The organism is Acinetobacter sp. YH16038, assembly GCF_013417275.1.
In the GTDB taxonomy this organism is placed as follows: domain Bacteria; phylum Pseudomonadota; class Gammaproteobacteria; order Pseudomonadales; family Moraxellaceae; genus Acinetobacter.
The window spans coordinates 1-17,465 of the sequence record NZ_VPEG01000037.1 but is presented as its reverse complement, the minus strand read 5'-3'; the positions used below and the strand labels follow the sequence as shown (position 1 = coordinate 17,465).

The 17,465-nt window shown below is 45.7% G+C and carries 17 protein-coding genes; 16 read left to right on the top strand and 1 reads right to left on the bottom strand.

Going from position 1 to position 17,465, the window contains the following annotated elements; translation table 11 throughout:
- Nucleotides 1-5: 5 nt before the first annotated feature.
- Nucleotides 6-362: a hypothetical protein gene (locus FTV34_RS13945; RefSeq protein ID WP_004785094.1), complete on the bottom strand. Its 357-nt coding sequence runs from the start codon at nt 360-362 to the stop codon at nt 6-8.
- 573 nt (nt 363-935) lie between these two features.
- On the opposite strand from FTV34_RS13945, the gene ndhC reads away from it, so the two are divergent.
- The 16 genes from ndhC to FTV34_RS13865 all read left to right on the top strand — a co-directional run.
- A complete protein-coding gene (gene ndhC, locus FTV34_RS13940) occupies nt 936-1,481 on the top strand; it encodes an NADH-quinone oxidoreductase subunit A (RefSeq protein WP_004785092.1) in 546 nt (181 codons plus the stop codon).
- A 6-nt stretch (nt 1,482-1,487) separates the two neighbouring features.
- Complete coding sequence (locus FTV34_RS13935; protein ID WP_004785090.1) at nt 1,488-2,168, top strand: NADH-quinone oxidoreductase subunit B family protein; 681 nt, start codon at nt 1,488-1,490, stop codon at nt 2,166-2,168.
- Nucleotides 2,169-2,258: 90 nt separating this feature from the next.
- Complete coding sequence (nuoC, locus tag FTV34_RS13930) at nt 2,259-4,046, top strand: NADH-quinone oxidoreductase subunit C/D (protein ID WP_034702039.1); 1,788 nt, start codon at nt 2,259-2,261, stop codon at nt 4,044-4,046.
- Between the two features lie 14 nt (nt 4,047-4,060).
- Entirely contained in the window at nt 4,061-4,570 is a 510-nt protein-coding gene (gene nuoE, locus FTV34_RS13925) for an NADH-quinone oxidoreductase subunit NuoE (RefSeq protein WP_004785086.1), read from the top strand.
- Nucleotides 4,567-5,898: an NADH-quinone oxidoreductase subunit NuoF gene (gene nuoF, locus FTV34_RS13920; protein WP_180004037.1), complete on the top strand. Its 1,332-nt coding sequence runs from the start codon at nt 4,567-4,569 to the stop codon at nt 5,896-5,898. The genes nuoE and nuoF overlap by 4 nt, the downstream gene beginning before the upstream one ends.
- 11 nt (nt 5,899-5,909) lie before the next feature.
- Nucleotides 5,910-8,588, top strand: a complete 2,679-nt coding sequence (gene nuoG / locus FTV34_RS13915) for an NADH-quinone oxidoreductase subunit NuoG (protein WP_180070584.1) — start codon at nt 5,910-5,912, stop codon at nt 8,586-8,588.
- Nucleotides 8,589-8,591: 3 nt separating this feature from the next.
- Nucleotides 8,592-9,602, top strand: coding sequence for an NADH-quinone oxidoreductase subunit NuoH (gene nuoH / locus FTV34_RS13910; protein WP_004785081.1), 1,011 nt, complete (start codon nt 8,592-8,594; stop codon nt 9,600-9,602).
- A gap of 18 nt (nt 9,603-9,620) precedes the next feature.
- Nucleotides 9,621-10,163, top strand: coding sequence for an NADH-quinone oxidoreductase subunit NuoI (nuoI, locus tag FTV34_RS13905; protein WP_004785079.1), 543 nt, complete (start codon nt 9,621-9,623; stop codon nt 10,161-10,163).
- The gene (gene nuoJ, locus FTV34_RS13900; RefSeq protein WP_171056685.1) at nt 10,163-10,681 is read left to right on the top strand and encodes an NADH-quinone oxidoreductase subunit J; all 519 of its coding nucleotides are present in this window, start codon (nt 10,163-10,165) and stop codon (nt 10,679-10,681) included. Before nuoI ends, nuoJ begins: the two co-directional genes overlap by 1 nt.
- The gene (gene nuoK / locus FTV34_RS13895) at nt 10,681-10,989 is read left to right on the top strand and encodes an NADH-quinone oxidoreductase subunit NuoK (protein WP_004280769.1); all 309 of its coding nucleotides are present in this window, start codon (nt 10,681-10,683) and stop codon (nt 10,987-10,989) included. The genes nuoJ and nuoK overlap by 1 nt, the downstream gene beginning before the upstream one ends.
- Nucleotides 10,986-12,875 carry an NADH-quinone oxidoreductase subunit L gene (nuoL, locus tag FTV34_RS13890; RefSeq protein WP_180070582.1) on the top strand — a complete coding sequence of 630 codons (1,890 nt, stop codon included), beginning with the start codon at nt 10,986-10,988 and terminating at the stop codon, nt 12,873-12,875. Before nuoK ends, nuoL begins: the two co-directional genes overlap by 4 nt.
- Before the next feature lies 1 nt (nt 12,876).
- Complete coding sequence (gene nuoM, locus FTV34_RS13885; protein ID WP_004785072.1) at nt 12,877-14,490, top strand: NADH-quinone oxidoreductase subunit M; 1,614 nt, start codon at nt 12,877-12,879, stop codon at nt 14,488-14,490.
- Between the two features lie 3 nt (nt 14,491-14,493).
- On the top strand, nt 14,494-16,038 hold the full coding sequence (gene nuoN / locus FTV34_RS13880; RefSeq protein WP_004785070.1) for an NADH-quinone oxidoreductase subunit NuoN: 1,545 nt from the start codon (nt 14,494-14,496) through the stop codon (nt 16,036-16,038).
- 123 nt (nt 16,039-16,161) lie between these two features.
- Entirely contained in the window at nt 16,162-16,797 is a 636-nt protein-coding gene (upp, locus tag FTV34_RS13875) for a uracil phosphoribosyltransferase (RefSeq protein ID WP_004785068.1), read from the top strand.
- Between the two features lie 85 nt (nt 16,798-16,882).
- The gene (locus FTV34_RS13870; protein WP_180070580.1) at nt 16,883-17,176 is read left to right on the top strand and encodes a cold shock domain-containing protein; all 294 of its coding nucleotides are present in this window, start codon (nt 16,883-16,885) and stop codon (nt 17,174-17,176) included.
- 137 nt (nt 17,177-17,313) lie between these two features.
- Nucleotides 17,314-17,465 (top strand): DUF4372 domain-containing protein (locus FTV34_RS13865; protein ID WP_141214591.1); only part of this gene is annotated, 152 nt, incomplete at its 3' end.

Sequence of the window (17,465 nt, the reverse complement as noted above, 5' to 3'; positions counted from 1 at the left end):
GGGGATTATTCATGGATGGTAGCATCCGGTTCAATCAGTGGTTTGCCTTCTTTCAGGCTGTTTAAGGCATCAGAATTGAAGTTGATCAGTAGCTTGTTGTTTTTAACATCTACCTGATAGCTTTGGATTAGCTTCTGGTCACCAGATAAGGTTTCAAGCTTGTACTCATCGGCAATATTCATAATACCGTCCAGGTTAATGCTGGAAGAGGCATAGTCTGTCTGGAAAAGTTTATGAATATCCCCTAAGTCAAAGATTGCATTGCTGGCATCCTGATGTTTTTGGATATAGCTTTCTACATGTCGCATCAATAATTGAGCAAAGAAAAAATAATCAGGTTTATGGGTAAATCGTAGAGACATGCATGGACTCCTTATTGTTACTTTATAAATGTGATAGTGTGTTTAAAAATAGAAATATCATAATCTGAATCAAACTGTTGGACGTGTTGCAAAAATACACAATTGCTCTTTTAAGGCTTACCGAGAGCGGGTAGAAAAGGGGGCTTCTAATTGAATGACAACATTCATGTTAAACATCTTTTAAAAACACACTTATTTTCCGGAGCATGATGCAAAGGTGAAATGTTTTTAATTGATTCTTTATAAGTTTCGTTTCATTGGGTGGGTAGCCAGCCACTGTAAAAGGAGTGAGGCTTAATTAAGCATAGCTTTAAAAGTCTATCTGGGTTTAGAAAAAAATAATGGAAATTTAAACTTTAATTTAAAAAAACGATCGGTTGAGATTCTATGAGCTTAAAGCCAGAATAAAATTAGGAATGTCTAAAAAATCATCCAAAAGACTAAGGCTTATAAACTAGCAAGTGAAATCCAAAATCAGGTACAATTGGCGGGATTAATTTTGTGTTTGGTGTATTTGAAGGCCAATACATACATTCTTTGTTAATAAATCGGCCTGCCAGGAGTTATCCCCGCATGAGTGCCATTACTCCATACGAATGGGCAATTATTGCCTTCGTGATCGGCGTTACATTTTTATGCGTCTTTATGCTCACTGTCCCATTACTCCTCGGGGGTAAATCATGGGGCCGTGCCAAGCAGGAGCAGTTTGAGTCAGGCGTAGTCAGCGCAGGTGGAGCTCGTATCCGCTTGTCTGCGAAATTCTATTTAGTTGCAATTTTCTTTGTAGTCTTCGACCTCGAAGCACTTTACCTGTATGCATGGGCATCTTCTGTTCGTGAAGTAGGTTGGATTGGTTTTGCAACTGCAGCTATCTTTATTTTGGTTTTACTTGTTGGTTTGGTTTACGAATTATCGACAGGCGCACTGAATTGGGCACCTTCAGACAGACGTAAAGCAGCAGGATACAAAGCTAAAATTGGTTCGCCAAATATGGATCTTGCAGAAATTACGCGCTTCAACTCTGTTGAAGAATTGGTTATGGATCCAACTGGTCAAATCCCAGCTCAATCATCTGGTCTTGTGAAAAAATCACAAGTTCAACCCTCTGATAAGGAGTAACTCGGGATGAAATATACATTAACCCGTGCGAATCCGAATGCTGATGAATATCCACTTCAAGAGCGTATCGTTGTAGAAGATCCGCTTCTAGAAGAAGAAGTGAATAAAAATGTGTTCATGACTCGCCTAGAGGATGTAATGCACACAGCAGTGAACTGGGGTCGTAAGAACTCAGTTTGGCCATTTAACTTTGGTACATCTTGCTGCTACGTTGAATATGCAACGACTTTGACCGGTGTACATGACTTGTCACGTTTTGGTGCCGAAGTTATCCGTGCTTCACCGCGTCAGGCAGACTTGATGATTGTAGCAGGTACATGCTTCGTGAAAATGGCTCCGGTAATTCAACGTCTGTATGAACAGATGCTTGAACCGAAATGGGTGATTTCAATGGGTGCGTGTGCGAACTCAGGTGGTATGTACGATATTTATTCAGTCGTACAAGGTGTGGACAAGATTATTCCGGTAGATGTATACGTTCCGGGCTGCCCACCACGTCCTGAAGCATTGATCCAGGCATTAATGCTGTTACAAGACCAAATTCAATTAGAGCGTCGTCCGCTGTCTGCGGTAATCGGTGATGATCTTAAGCCAGTGTATAAGCCAAAGATGATGCCGGAACGTGACCGTAAGAAAGACCAGCGTGTTGCTGTGAAGAACTTACGCTCTATGGATGAAATTAAATAATTTAAACGACCGGTTTTTTGTTGTGCACCCGCTATGGGTGTAGTTGTCGTTTAGGTTGACTGAATTTGTATTAAATAGGAAGCCAAGCCAATGGCTGAAACTGACATTGCTATGCCAGAATCAACAGCAGTTGATTCACGCCCAGCATTTGCCATCATTGAAGAGCTCAAAACCAAGTTTGGTGAGAACTTCTTTGTGCAAACAACTTTCGAGGATTTCCCGACAGTTTGGGTTGAGCGCGCACGTGTACAAGAAGTATTGATGTTCTTGCGTACCGTGCCACGTCCATACGTGATGCTATTCGACTTGTCTGCAGTAGATGAGCGTTTACGTACGCACCGTGACGGTTTGCCTGCGTCAGAATTCACAGTGTTCTATCATTTATTATCTTTAGAGCGTAACTGTGACATTCGTATTAAAGTTGCATTAAGCGACAGCGATCTGAATATTCCGACCGCAACGAATATCTGGCCAAATGCGAACTGGTATGAGCGTGAAGCTTATGACATGTTCGGCATCAATTTCGAAGGGCATCCAATGCTCCGTCGTATCTTGTTGCCAACCTACTGGGAAGGTCATCCGCTACGTAAAGAATATTCTGCACGTGCGACTGAATATACTCCGTATATTCAAGACAAAGCCAAGCAGGACTTTGAACAGGAACATCTACGTTTCGTGCCAGAAGACTGGGGTCTGAAGCGCGGTAATGCAGATGAAGATTTCATGTTCCTGAACCTGGGTCCTAACCACCCGTCTGCGCATGGTGCCTTCCGTGTAATTTTGCAGTTGGATGGTGAAGAAGTGAAAGACTGTGTGCCAGATATCGGCTATCACCACCGTGGTGTGGAAAAGATGGCTGAACGTCAAACTTGGCATTCATTCATTCCGTATACTGACCGTGTGGACTATTTGGGTGGTTGTGCTCAAAACATGCCGTATGTGATGGGTGTGGAACAATTGGCAGGCATTACTGTGCCAGACCGCGCACAATGTATCCGTGTCATGATGTCGGAATTGTTCCGTATCAATAACCACTTGCTGTACATCGGTACTGCGATTCAGGATGCCGGCGGTATGACCCCAGTATTCTATATGTTCGCTGACCGTCAGAAAGTGTATGACATCGTGGAAGCGATCACCGGTTACCGTATGCATCCAGCATGGTTCCGTATCGGTGGTACTGCACATGACTTGCCAAATGGTTGGGAAAAACTGGTTCGAGACTTACTCGACTGGATGCCTAAGCGTTTGAACGAATACTATACTGCAGCACTGAAAAACTCTGTATTTGTGGGTCGTACCCGTAATGTGGCTCAATACGATGCGAAATCTGCATTGGCATGGGGTGTAACAGGTACTGGTCTGCGTGCGACAGGTATCGACTTTGATGTTCGTAAATACCGTCCATACAGTGGTTATGAAAACTATGACTTCGAAGTACCGGTTGAGTACGAAGGCGATGCATATGCTCGTGTGATTGTTCACTTCCGTGAAATCGAACAGTCACTGAAAATCATTAAGCAGTGTCTAGAGAATATGCCATCTGGTGCGTACAAAGCAGACCATCCACTGGCTGTTCCACCACCAAAAGACAAAACATTACAAGATATTGAAACCTTGATTACGCACTTCTTGAGCGTTTCTTGGGGTCCTGTAATGCCTGCAGGTGAATCATCTGTGATGGCAGAAGTGGTGAAAGGTGCGTCGACTTATTATCTGACTTCAGACAAGTCAACCATGAGTTACCGTACCCGTATTCGTACACCAACTTTCACGCATTTACAGCAAATGCCTTCTGTGATTAACGGCAGTCTTGTATCTGACTTAATCATTTATTTAGCGACAATCGACGTCGTAATGGCTGACGTGGATCGCTAAGGGGTAAACGCATTATGATGATTTTGACTGATAAAAAGCCACGTGTGAATGTTGAAGGGATTTTAACTTCGGAAGAAATCCACGAAATTGAACATCACATTGGGCATTACCCTTACCCACGTGCAGCGTGTCTTGATGCGCTGAAGTGTGTACAACGCCGTAATGGCTGGGTAGACGATGCTCAAATGAATGCCATCGCGCAAATGCTCAGCATGAGCCTTGCCGATTTGGAAGGGGTTGCAACGTTCTATAACCGTATTTACCGTCAGCCAGTGGGTCGTCACGTAATTTTACTGTGTGACTCAATTGCATGTTTCTTGATGGGTGCGGAGACTTTAGCAGAAGCATTCCAGCGTGAATTGGGTATCCAGTTCGGCCAAACCACAGCGGATGGCCGTTTTACCTTGCTTCCAATTTGCTGCCTAGGTAACTGTGATAAAGGTCCAACCCTCATGATTGATGAAGATACTCACGGTCTCGTGGAAGTAACATCAATTAAACAGTTATTGGAGAAGTATGTATGAATACCGAACCAAAACCAATTTATGGCGACGGTAACCCGGAAACGCATCCACTGACTTGGCGTCTAAGCAAACAGGCGAATGTCCGTCACGTTGATGACTACGAAGCGCTTGAAGGCTATGCAGGCTTTAAAAAAGCCCTGTCTATGACACCGAAAGAAGTGCTGGAAGTCGTAAAAGCAGCAACCGTAAAAGGTCGTGGTGGTGCAGGCTTCCCGGCAGGGATCAAATGGTCGCTGATGGCGCCAAATGACAATTCAGGTCCACGTTACCTGATTTGTAATGCCGATGAGATGGAACCAGGTACTTTCAAAGATCGCCTGTTGATGGAAGATCTTCCTCACCAGCTGATCGAAGGTATGCTGATTGCAGCTTATACCCTTGAAGCAACTCAAGGTTATATCTTCATCCGTGGTGAATACATCGAAGCGGCGAAGTACCTGAACGAAGCACTTGAGCAGGTTCGTGCCAAAGGTTACATGGGTGACAACATCCTGGATTCTGGCTGGAGCTTCGAGTTACACGTGCATACCGGTGCGGGTCGTTATATCTGTGGTGAAGAAACTGCATTGATTAACTCGCTTGAAGGTCGCCGTGCAAACCCGCGTACCAAACCGCCATTCCCGCAGGTTGCAGGTGCTTGGGGTCGTCCTACGATCGTGAACAACGTAGAGACCTACAACAACTTGCCAGCCATCATGTTGCGTGGTCCAGAATGGTACATCGGTCTGTCTGCAGGTAAATCGAAAGATCCTGGCACAAAAATTTATGGTGCTTCAGGTAAGGTGAAATTCCCAGGTCTATGGGAACTGCCATTCGGTACCACTGCACGTGAAGTGATTGAAGAACATGCCGGTGGTATGCGTGACGGCCTGAAGCTGAAAGCATGGTTACCCGGTGGTGCATCAACTGACTTCCTGGCTGCCGAGCATATCGATCTTCCGATGGATGCGGAAAGCATCATGAAAGCAGGTTCACGTTTAGGTACCTGTCTATTGATGGTGGTTGATGAAACTCAATGTATGGTTTCAGCGACTCGTAACCTCGAAGAATTCTTTGCGCGTGAATCATGTGGCTGGTGTACACCTTGCCGTGATGGCTTACCTTGGGCGGTGAAAGCGCTTAAAGCACTTGAAGATGGTACTGGCAAGAAAGAAGATATCGATCACTTACAAGAACTGACTCGTAAGCTTTGGATTGGTAAAACTTTCTGTGCTCACGCACCAGGTGCTATGGAACCGTTAATGGGCGCACTCAAACATTTCCGTGGCGAATTTGAAGCGAAAGTCGTAAATGCTGCCGCTCAAACCCGCAACGTAGAACAAGCTTAAGGAATTCGACTATGGCTACAATTCATGTCGATGGAAAATCGTATGAAGTCAACGGCTCGGAAAACTTGCTGCAAGCATGTTTGAGTCTTGGCATCGACATCCCATACTTTTGTTGGCATCCATCCTTAGGTTCTGTCGGTTCTTGCCGTCAATGTGCTGTGACTCAATACGCGAATCCAGAAGATACGCGTGGTCGTTTGGTCATGTCATGTATGACACCGGCTGCTGACAATACCTACATCTCGATTGAAGACAAAGAAGCAAAAGATTTCCGTGCTTCTGTTGTTGAATTCTTGATGACCAATCACCCGCACGACTGTCCAGTCTGTGAAGAGGGTGGCCACTGTCACCTGCAAGATATGACCGTGATGACACAACATGACCGTCGTCGTTACCGGTTCACCAAGCGTACGCATTACAACCAAGAACTTGGTTCGTTCATTGCGCACGAGATGAACCGTTGTATCGCATGTTACCGTTGTGTTCGTTATTACAAAGACTATGCGGGCGGTACGGATTTCGGCGTATATGCAAACGCTTCTCGCGTTTATTTCGGTCGTCCGGAATCAGGTACTTTGGAATCTGAATTCTCCGGTAACCTGACTGAAGTGTGTCCAACGGGTGTATTCACCGATAAGACTCACTCAGAACGCTATAACCGTAAATGGGACATGCAGTACGCACCAAGCGTATGTCATGGCTGTTCTTCAGGTTGTAACATCTCTCCAGGTGAGCGTTATGGCGAGCTTCGTCGCGTTGAAAACCGTTTCAACGGTGAAGTTAACCAATACTTCCTGTGCGATAAAGGCCGTTTCGGTACCGGTTATGTAAACCGTAAAGACCGTCCTCGTCAGCCACAGTTCCGTACTGGTACGAATGTAGAAACTGTTTCTGTTGATACAGCATTGGATACCGTAATTGCGAAAATCCAGGGCAAAAAAGTACTGGGGATCGGTTCACCACGTGCATCACTTGAAGCTAACTTCGCACTACGTGAGTTAGTTGGTCAAGACAACTACTCAACTGGTATGGCTCAAAAAGAGCAAAATCTGGTTGAGCTGGCTGCATCGATCATGCAAACCGAGGGTGTTTATAACCCGAACATGCGTGAAATCGAAAGCTATGATGCGGTACTGATTCTAGGTGAAGACCTGACTCAAACTGCGCCACGTATGGCTTTATCTGTTCGCCAAGCTGCGAAAAATAAAGGCAAGGAAATGGCTGCAGAGCGCCGTACCCAAGAATGGCTGGCTGAACCTGTACAACGTATTGCCCAAGATGCGAAATCTCCGATTTACATTCTGGCTGCAACACAAACACGTTTGTCTGACGTTGCGGAAGGTGAAGTGGTTGCTTCTCCAAATGACATCGCACGTTTAGGCTTCGCGATTGCTGCGGGTGTGAAAGGTGAAGTCATCACTGGTCTTGATGACGATGCGAAAGCATTTGCACAAACCATTGCAGATACGCTGAAAGCTGCCAAGAAACCACTGATCATCTCTGGTACAAGTCTACAAGACGCAACCATCATGGAAGCTGCTGCACAAGTAGCACAAAACCTGGGTAATGCGGGCTTGACCTTGACTGTTCCTGAAGTGAACTCAATGGGGCTGGCAATCTTCGGTGGTCAAAGCCTTGAGCAAGCATTTGCACAAGACTATGACACTGTCCTAATTGTAGAAAACGATCTTTACCGTCGTTTACCAGCGGCTCAGGTTGATGCTGCGCTTGCAGGCAAACAGGTGATCGTATTGGATCACTCTGAAACTGCGACTGTGAAGAAAGCGAACATCGTATTGTCTGCTGCCTCATTTGCTGAAGGTGATGGTACTGTCGTTTCTCAAGAAGGCCGTGCACAACGTTTCTATCAAGTGTATGACCCTAACTACTACAACCCGGAACTGGCAATCAAAGAATCTTGGCGCTGGTTACACGCACTGGAAACAGGCGTACAAGGCAAAGCGATTTCTTGGACAGTACTGGATGATGTCATCGAGTCAGTAGCAAGCAATGTTCCTGCACTTGAAGGTATTCTGGATGTAGCACCTGATGCGGGCTTCCGTGTCCATGGTCTGAAAGTGGCACGTGAACCACGTCGTTACTCAGGTCGTACGTCGATGCGTGCGCCATTGTCTGTACATGAGCCGAAACAGCCTACTGATAAAGACACTGCATTAACATTCTCTATGGAAGGTTATGTGGGTAATGAAACACCATCTCCACTGATTCCATTTGCCTGGTCTGCAGGCTGGAACTCACCACAAGCCTGGAACAAATACCAGGATGAAGTGGGCGGTCACTTAAAAGGCGGTGATTCAGGCGTTCGTTTATTCGACCGTTTACCAAAGCGTCCAGCGCGTAGCTTCGTCGCACCAGCACCTGTGCTCGTAAATGCTGAAAGCTTCCGTCTGGTACCAATGCATCACATCTTTGCATCTGGCGAGTTCACCATTAAAACACCTGCCATGGAATCACGTATTCCGGATGCAGTATTTGCAGTGGGCGAACAGGATGCTACACGCTTGAACCTGCAAGACGGTCAGAAGATCACTGTGAAAGCAGGCGATACTTCAATCGTTCTTCCTGTACAAGTGATTGAATACTTACCAACAGGTTATATTGGCTACCCAATTGGTCTTGCACCAACGGTATCTCTTGCAGAGCCTGTTTCAGTCGCGGTAGGAGCGTAATTCATGGAACAAGAATTAATCCGTCAAACGCCGCTGTGGGCTGAAAACTGGCCAATCGCCTATTCAGTACTTCAAGCGATCGTGATCTTACTGGTTGTAGTACTGATCGCTGCGTTGATGTCTTTTATTGAACGTCGTTTACTCGGCTTGTGGCAAGACCGTTACGGTCCGAACCGTGTAGGTCCGGGCGGTATGTTCCAGATTGTTGCCGACATGCTGAAAATCATGTTCAAGGAAGACTGGACACCAAAATTTGCCGATAAATTGACTTTCCGTATGGCTCCAGCAGTTGCGATGGCAACTGCGGTGCTGTCGTTCATGGTTATTCCTGTGTCACCTTATCTAGGTGTTGCAGACATGAGTATCGGCCTGTTGTTCTTCATGGCAATGGCAGGTATTGCGGTATATGCAGTACTATTTGGTGGTTGGTCTTCTAACAACAAATACGCATTGCTTGGTGGTCTACGTTCAGCAGCGCAAACTATTTCTTATGAAGTGTTCCTGGGTATTTCACTGATGGGTGTAGTGGCAATTGCCGGTTCATTCAACATGCGTGAAATCGTAGAAGCACAGAAAGATGTCTGGTTTATCATTCCTCAGTTCTTAGGCTTCCTGATCTTCGTGGTTGCAGGTGTTGCGGTAACTCACCGTCACCCATTTGACCAACCAGAAGCGGAACAGGAACTGGCGGAAGGTTACCACGTAGAATATGGCGGTATGAAATGGGGTATGTTCTTCGTTGCGGAATACGTGAACGTAGTACTGATCTCTGCATTGATCGTAACCCTGTTCTTCGGTGGCTGGTTAGCACCATTTGGTCTTGATTTCCTTCCACCCGCATTCTGGTTCATTATTAAAACAGCATTCTTCGTAATGATGTTTGTATTGGCGCGTGGTTCTTTAATGCGTCCACGTTATGACCAGGTGATGAACTTTGGTTGGAAAATTTGCTTGCCATTGGCGTTGGTTAACCTTTTGGTGACTGGTGCTGTGATTCTGTTGAATCAGGCCTAAGACAGCAGGGAGAACAAAATGTTTAAATTTCTAGCTGGATTCGGGTCAATCGTTCGTACGTTGTTCATGGTATTTACCCATGCAACGCGCAAACGTGACACCATTTTATATCCGGAAGTGCCAGCCGAAGAAATCGTGCCACCACGTTTCCGTGGTCGTATCGTATTAACGCGTGACCCAGATGGCGAAGAGCGTTGTGTGGCATGTAACCTGTGTGCGGTTGCATGTCCGGTAGGCTGTATTTCACTCCAAAAAGCAGAACGTGAAGATGGTCGTTGGTATCCGGAATTTTTCCGTATCAACTTCTCTCGCTGTATTTTCTGCGGTATGTGTGAAGAAGCATGTCCGACAACTGCAATTCAAATGACACCAGATTTCGAATTAGGCGAATATGTTCGTCAAGACCTAGTCTACGAAAAAGAACACTTGCTGATTTCTGGTCCTGGTAAATATCCTGACTATAACTTCTACCGTGTCACCGGTATGGCAGTTGCTGGTAAGGACAAAGGTCAGGCACAGCGTGAAAGTGCACCTGTTGATGTACGGAGTCTATTACCATGATGTGGCCATTTTATTTAATGGCCCTTGTGGCCATCGTCTCTACGGTTCGTGTGGTAACTAACACGAATCCGGTACATGCTTTATTAAGCCTGATCGTTTCACTCCTTGCTGTAGCAGGACTGTTCCTGATCGTGGGTGCACCGTTTGCGGGTGCACTTGAAGTCATCGTTTATGCTGGCGCGATCATGGTGTTATTCGTGTTCGTGGTAATGATGCTGAACCTGGGCGAACAGACTGTTGCTCAGGAACGCAAATGGTTGACTTCATCGGCTTGGGCTTATCCGGCATTGATGAGCTTCCTGATTGGTCTGATCCTGGTTTGGGTACTTAAATCAGATTACGTGCAGCCTTCAATGGTCATGGGCACTGAAATGGTCGGTCCTAAAGCGGTAGGTCAATCACTCTTTACGCAATACTTATTGTTGGTAGAAGTTGCCGCGATGTTATTGCTTGCATCACTTGTTGCAGCATTCCATTTGGGTAAACGTGAACCAGGTGCAGAAGAGGAACAACAATAATGGGCAACATCCCTTTAGAGCATGGTTTGATCGTTGCATCCATTCTTTTTGCACTGGGTTTTTACGGTGTAATGGTGCGACGCAACCTGCTATTCATTTTAATGAGCCTTGAAATCATGATGAATGCTGCTGCTTTGGCATTCGTCCTGGCGGGCAGTGCATGGGCACAGCCTGATGGTCAAATCATGTTTATCCTGATTCTGACCCTTGCTGCGGCAGAGGCATGTATCGGTCTTGCGATCGTCCTTCAGTTCTATCATCGCTTCCATCATCTGGATGTGGATGCTGCTAGTGAGATGCGCGGATGAGTTATTTATATCTAACAATTTTATTCCCGCTCATTGGCTTCGTCCTTTTAGCGGCAGGGCGTCATAAGCTTCCTGAAACAGTTGCAGCCATTATTGGTGTAGGGGCTGTGGGGTTATCGGCATTGTTCGCACTCATTGCGGGTATGGACTTTGTCAACAATGGTTCTACCGCGGTGGTGCAACCTCTTTGGACCTGGTTCAATGTCGGTGGTTTTGCACCGGGCATCAGCCTGCACCTGGACGGTTTGTCTCTGTTGATGCTGGGCATGGTGACAGGCGTTGGTTTCCTGATCCATATCTTTGCATCATGGTACATGCGCGGTGAACAAGACTTCGCACGTTTCTTCTCTTACTTCAACCTGTTCGTTGCAAGCATGTTATTGCTGGTACTGGGTGACAACCTGGCGTTGTTATTCCTGGGTTGGGAAGGTGTAGGTCTGTGTTCTTACCTGCTGATTGGCTATTACTACCAAAACCCTGCAAACGGTGTGGCAGCGATCAAGGCATTTACCGTTACCCGTATTGGTGACGTATTCCTGCTGATTGCCATGTTCTTGCTGTTCCAGCAATTCGGTACGCTAAATACTCAGTACATCGTAGAAAATGCTGCGACTGTAATGACGCAAAGCTCATCATTGACCATCTGGACTGCGTTAATGCTGTTCTTGGGTGCTGCTGGTAAATCTGCACAGATTCCACTGCAAACCTGGTTGGCAGATGCGATGGCAGGTCCGACACCTGTTTCTGCATTGATCCACGCTGCGACAATGGTAACTGCGGGTGTTTACCTGTGCTGCCGTCTGTTCACAGTATTTGAGCTTGCACCTGAAGTAATGATGTTCATCTCGATTACTGGTGCGGTGACATTACTGGTAGCTGGTTTTGCTGCATTGGTACAAACAGACATCAAACGTATTCTGGCTTACTCAACTATGAGTCAGTTGGGCTATATGTTTATGGCTGTAGGTGCTGAAGCATACCAGGCGGGTCTGTTCCACATGCTGACTCACGCATTCTTCAAGGCATTATTATTCTTGTCTTCTGGTGCAGTGATTCTGGCTTACCACCACGAACAAAACATCTTCAAGATGGGCGGTCTGTTCTACAAGAACAAATTCCTGTTTGCATGTTTCGCCATTGGTGGCGGTGCATTGGCTGCAATTCCATTCATCACTGTGGGCTTCTTCTCAAAAGATGCAATCCTGGGTGCGGTATGGGTACAAGGCCAATCAATCGCAGTTTACAGCACACTTTACTGGGTGGGTGTAATCGGTGCGTTCCTGACTTCGATCTATACATTCCGTCTGATCTGGGTGGTATTCTTCGGTAAAGAAAACACACCTTACCACGCAATCAAGGGTGTAACTTACTGGGGTCCATTGGCAATTCTTGCAGTACTTTCAACTTTCGTGGGTGCAGCATTAAAAGCACCTGTAGAAAGCATTTTAAATGCAGCTAAACTTCCTGCATTTGAAATTCCGGAAGCACTTGAACATGGCATGCATACTGCAGAATACACAGCAGTAGGTATTGCACTGGTAGGTCTTGCAATTGGCGTAGTGTTGTTTGCTTTTGCTTACAACGCTGTGAAATCTTTTGCGAAAACTTCTCTGGGTGCGGGCCTTGCAAACATCTGCCGTAATGCACTTGGTTTTGACAAGCTGTATGACATCGTTTTTGTGAAGCCTTATTTGTTCTTCGCGAAACTGTTCGGTCGTGATCCGATTGATGCCTTCTGGCTAGTGCTGCCTGCACTGGTTAAAGGTGGTCATAGCTTTACTAGTTCACGTCAAACAGGTTCACTGCGTGAATATGCATCTAGTATGGGGCTCGGTGTCGTTGTCCTACTGATGATCTTGCTCGTGATTCAGGTAGTGGGGAAATAAAATGGAAGCTCCAAACAATATTATTTTGCCGGCTCTGATCCTCATTCCGTTCATTGCAGGTTTTATTTGCTGGTTGGTCGATAAACTCGACCAACACCTTCCGCGTTATATCGCGCTGATTGGTATGTTAGTGACGCTGGTCTTGACCATCGTCCTTTGGCAGTCGGGTACTTATAACTATGAACTTGGCGGTGCGGCTCCTACGTGGGCAGCCGAGTTCAAATTGCCTTGGATTCAAACCCTGGGCATTAACATTCACCTTGCGGTGGATGGTTTATCTTTACTGATGGTTGGCTTGACTGCACTCCTTGGTGTGCTGGCAGTAGGCTGTTCATGGGGTGAGATTCAGAAAAACGTGGGTTTCTTCCACTTGAACCTTTTATGGTCTCTGGGTGGTGTAATCGGCGTATTCCTGGCAATTGACCTGTTCCTGTTCTTCTTCTTCTGGGAGATGATGCTGGTGCCAATCTACTTCCTGATCGCACTTTGGGGTCATAAAGGGGCAGAAGGCAAGTCACGTGTATATGCTGCAACCAAGTTCTTCATTTACACACAGGTAGCTGGTTTAGTCATGCTGATTGGTATCCTCGGTCTGGTGACTGTAGGCTACACCATGACTGGTCAAATCCGTTTCGACTACAACTACCTGATGGGTGTAGCGAACATGCTGGATACACAAGCACCAGCAGTTGCTTATGCATTCATGATCTGTCTATTTATCGGTTTTGCGGTAAAACTTCCAGTTTTCCCATTACACGGCTGGTTACCAGATGCGCATGCACAAGCACCAACAGCGGGTTCTGTTGACCTTGCAGGTATCTTGATTAAGACAGCTGCTTATGGTCTGATCCGTTTCGTGATTCCATTCTTCCCGGCGGCTTCTGCACAGTTTGCAGACATCGCGATCATTTTCGGTTTAATCGGTATCTTCTACGGTGCTTGGTGTGCTTTCCAGCAAACCGATATGAAACGTTTATTGGCGTATACGTCTATTTCACACATGGGCTTCGTTTTACTTGCAATTTATGCAGGTAACATCCTGACCTTCCAAGGTCTGATGATCATGATGCTGGCTCACGGTCTGTCATCTGCAGCGCTGTTCATTATGTGTGGTCAGGTGTACGAACGTGTTCATACACGTGATATGCGTTTGATGGGTGGTATTCGTGGTCAGTTCCCATACCTTGCATTCTTCCTGATGTTCTTCATCGCGGCGCTTGTCGGTATTCCAGGTCTAGGTAACTTCATTGGTGAGTTCCTGATCCTGATGGGTTCATTCGGTAAATTCCCTGCATTCACAATCCTCGCTGCAATCAGCCTGGTATTTGCGGGTCTGTACGGTTTGATTCTGATCCATAAAGCGTTGTTTGGTGTTCCAAACGAAGAGCAAAAACAGCACTACACAAATCCGTTAAAAGATTTAAATGCACGTGAAGTGGTAATTTTGCTGATCTGTGCATTTGGTCTAGCATGGCTTGGTCTATACCCACAAAGCTTCCTTGACGTTTCTAACTCAAGCATGGCGTGGTTAGCGAATAGCTACATTCCTGTGTCTGAAGCAGCTGATGCTGTGCAGCAAGCTGCCGTTTCAGCTGAAAATGTGGAGATCCAATAAGCCATGAACTTCACAATGTCTTTTTCTGAGCTTATGCCTCTAGCACCTGTGATGATCGTGTCATTGACTGCGATCGTCGTGATGTTGCTTACTGCAATTAAGCGTAACCATAACTTAGTTGCGACTACGACAGTCATTGGTCTAAACCTGGCGGCGTTGTACATTCTGTTCGTTCTGTTAGCGGGTCAATTTGCACCTGCCAATGTAATGAATCTGTTCCTCGTAGATCCGTTTACGATGCTGTATCAGTTTGTGATTATTGTGGCTGCACTGGCGTGCAGTACCTTGTCACATGCTTATATTGAAACCTATAAAGATAACCGTGAAGAACTCTACATCCTGATGTTGACCTCCGTTGCCGGTGCGATGCTGATGGTGGCAAGTTCTCACTATGCATCTTTCTTCATTAGCCTTGAGCTCATGTCGATCCCTGTATACGGCTTATTGGCGTATACACATCAGCGTTCTCAATCGCTTGAAGCAGGTGTGAAATATCTGGTGCTTTCAGCAACTGCGTCTGCGATGTTGTTGATGGGTATGGCATATGTTTATGCATATACAGGTTCTCTAAGCTTTGTCGCTGAACCAGGTAAACTGTTGACTGCATTTAGTCAACCTGCTGTGGTAATCGGTCTGGCACTGATTGTATTCGCTGTTGGCTTTAAACTGTCACTAGCTCCATTCCACAAATGGACACCAGACGTCTATGCAGGTGCTCCAGCGCCAGTTGCAACTTTCCTTGCAACTGTGTCTAAAGTGGCAATGCTGGGTCTGTTCGTACGTTATGTATTGTCTTCTGGCTTAATCCTGTCGGATAGCTTCGTCACTATCATCAGTGTGATTGCAGTACTTTCTATCATTGTAGGTAACTTGCTTGCAGTGAAACAGGTGAACCTGAAACGTATCTTGGCATACTCTTCAATTGCTCACTTCGGTTATGTACTGGTTGCGATCGTATCTGCACGTAATACTGACTTTTTACAGGTTCAAGGTTTCGCGACTTTCGAAAGTGTAAACGTGTATATCATCACTTATGTATTGACTACGATTGGTGCTTTCGGTGTGGTAACGCTGATGTCTAGTCCGTATAACAATACAGATGAAGCAGGTAGCCTGGCTGAGTACCGTGGTCTGTTCTGGCGCCGTCCAGTATTAACTGCTGTATTAACTGTGATGATGCTGTCTCTGGCAGGTATTCCATTAACAGCGGGCTTCATCGGTAAGTTCCTGGTAGTGAAAACTGCGGTAGCAGGTGAGTCTTGGTTCCTTGCTGCGATGGTCATCCTGGGTTCAGGTATTGGTCTGTACTACTACCTGCGTGTGATGGTTGTCATGTATATGACTCCACCAGAAACACCACGTCTTGATGCTGTAAATCACTGGGGACAAAAAGTCGGCGGTATCATGGTATTGCTTGTCGCATTACTGGTACTGGTGATCGGTGTTTATCCAGATCCGATCATTGCGCTGTCTCGCTATGCATTCTTCGCAATGTCGCCTGAATTACAACAGTTTATTTTCACTTTGGTTCAAAGTGGTTTTAACTAATTCAGCCCAAGTTTGAAGTTATTACAAAAAAGCCTCCACGATTGGGGGCTTTTTTAGTTAAACAAATCCGGAAAAGTCTTTATAATAGCGGAAATTTATCTTTAACCTTCTAGGTGTTCTCCCGTGGCAATCCATGAAATCCGTCATCCATTAATTCGACATAAACTCGGTTTACTGCGTCGTGCTGACATTAGTACCAAGAACTTCCGTGAGCTAGCTCAGGAAGTGACTATGCTTTTGACTTATGAAGCGACCAAGGATCTTCCTGTCGTTGAGCATGAGATTGACGGCTGGAACGGACCGGTAACTGTAGACCGTATTGCAGGTAAGAAAATTACTGTTGTGCCAATTCTACGTGCGGGCATTGGTATGCTGGATGGTTTCCTGAATCTGATTCCAAGTGCCAAAGTCTCTGTACTGGGTCTGGAACGTGATGAAGAAACCCTACAGGCACGTACTTACTATAAAAAACTGGTTCCAGACGTACAAAACCGTCTTGCGATGATCATTGATCCAATGCTGGCGACTGGTTCTTCTCTGGTTGCTGCGATTGACGTATTGAAAGCCAGCGGCTGTAAAGATATTCGTGTGATGGTATTGGTCGCAGCCCCTGAAGGCATTAAACGTGTTGAAGAAGCTCATCCAGATGTGGTGATTTTCACTGCGGCGATTGACCATGGCTTGAATGAAAATGGTTACATCGTTCCAGGTTTGGGCGATGCGGGTGACAAGATTTTTGGTTCAGTTCAAAAAGACTAATATTTTTGAAAATGAACAGAAAAGGGGCTTTTACAGCCTCTTTTTTATATACTGAATACTGACAGATACAGAGAAGGGGACGTTTATGACTTCCGAGCAATACCAAGGAAAAGTAAAACAGTACAATCCAGAAAAAGGATTTGGTTTTATTTCTTCACCTGAAGGTGAGGTATTTTTTCATATCTCGGATTTCCCTGCCGATTCAGTTGAACCGAAGCGCAATGACCGGGTAAAATTTAATGTGGTTCAAAATGGGGAACGCTATAAAGCCATTAAAATTGAACGTGTAGAAGATAAATCGAAGAAAGCCAAAAAAGCCAAAGCGGTAGCAGTCAATACTTCGATTACATCAGCCCTATTGTCCAATTTAAAGCGTTAATTTTTGCCTAGAAAAAACATACAAAAAGAGGCTCTAGAGTCACTGCTGTCCCATAGTTTGCTTTAAATAAAAAAACCTGAGTCCTAACAGTTAAAATATGAGTGCAAACAAACACTTTAACGACCAGGATTCAGGTTTTGTCACATCAGAATACCGTATTTCATGAGCTAATTAAACCTGTTGTGCGACAGGATTTTGAACAACTTGCTAAAGTGCACCATGTTGGACAGAAATTTAGAGCGGCTTCCCGGTGGGATCAGTTTATTGCCATATTGATGTCTCAATTCTC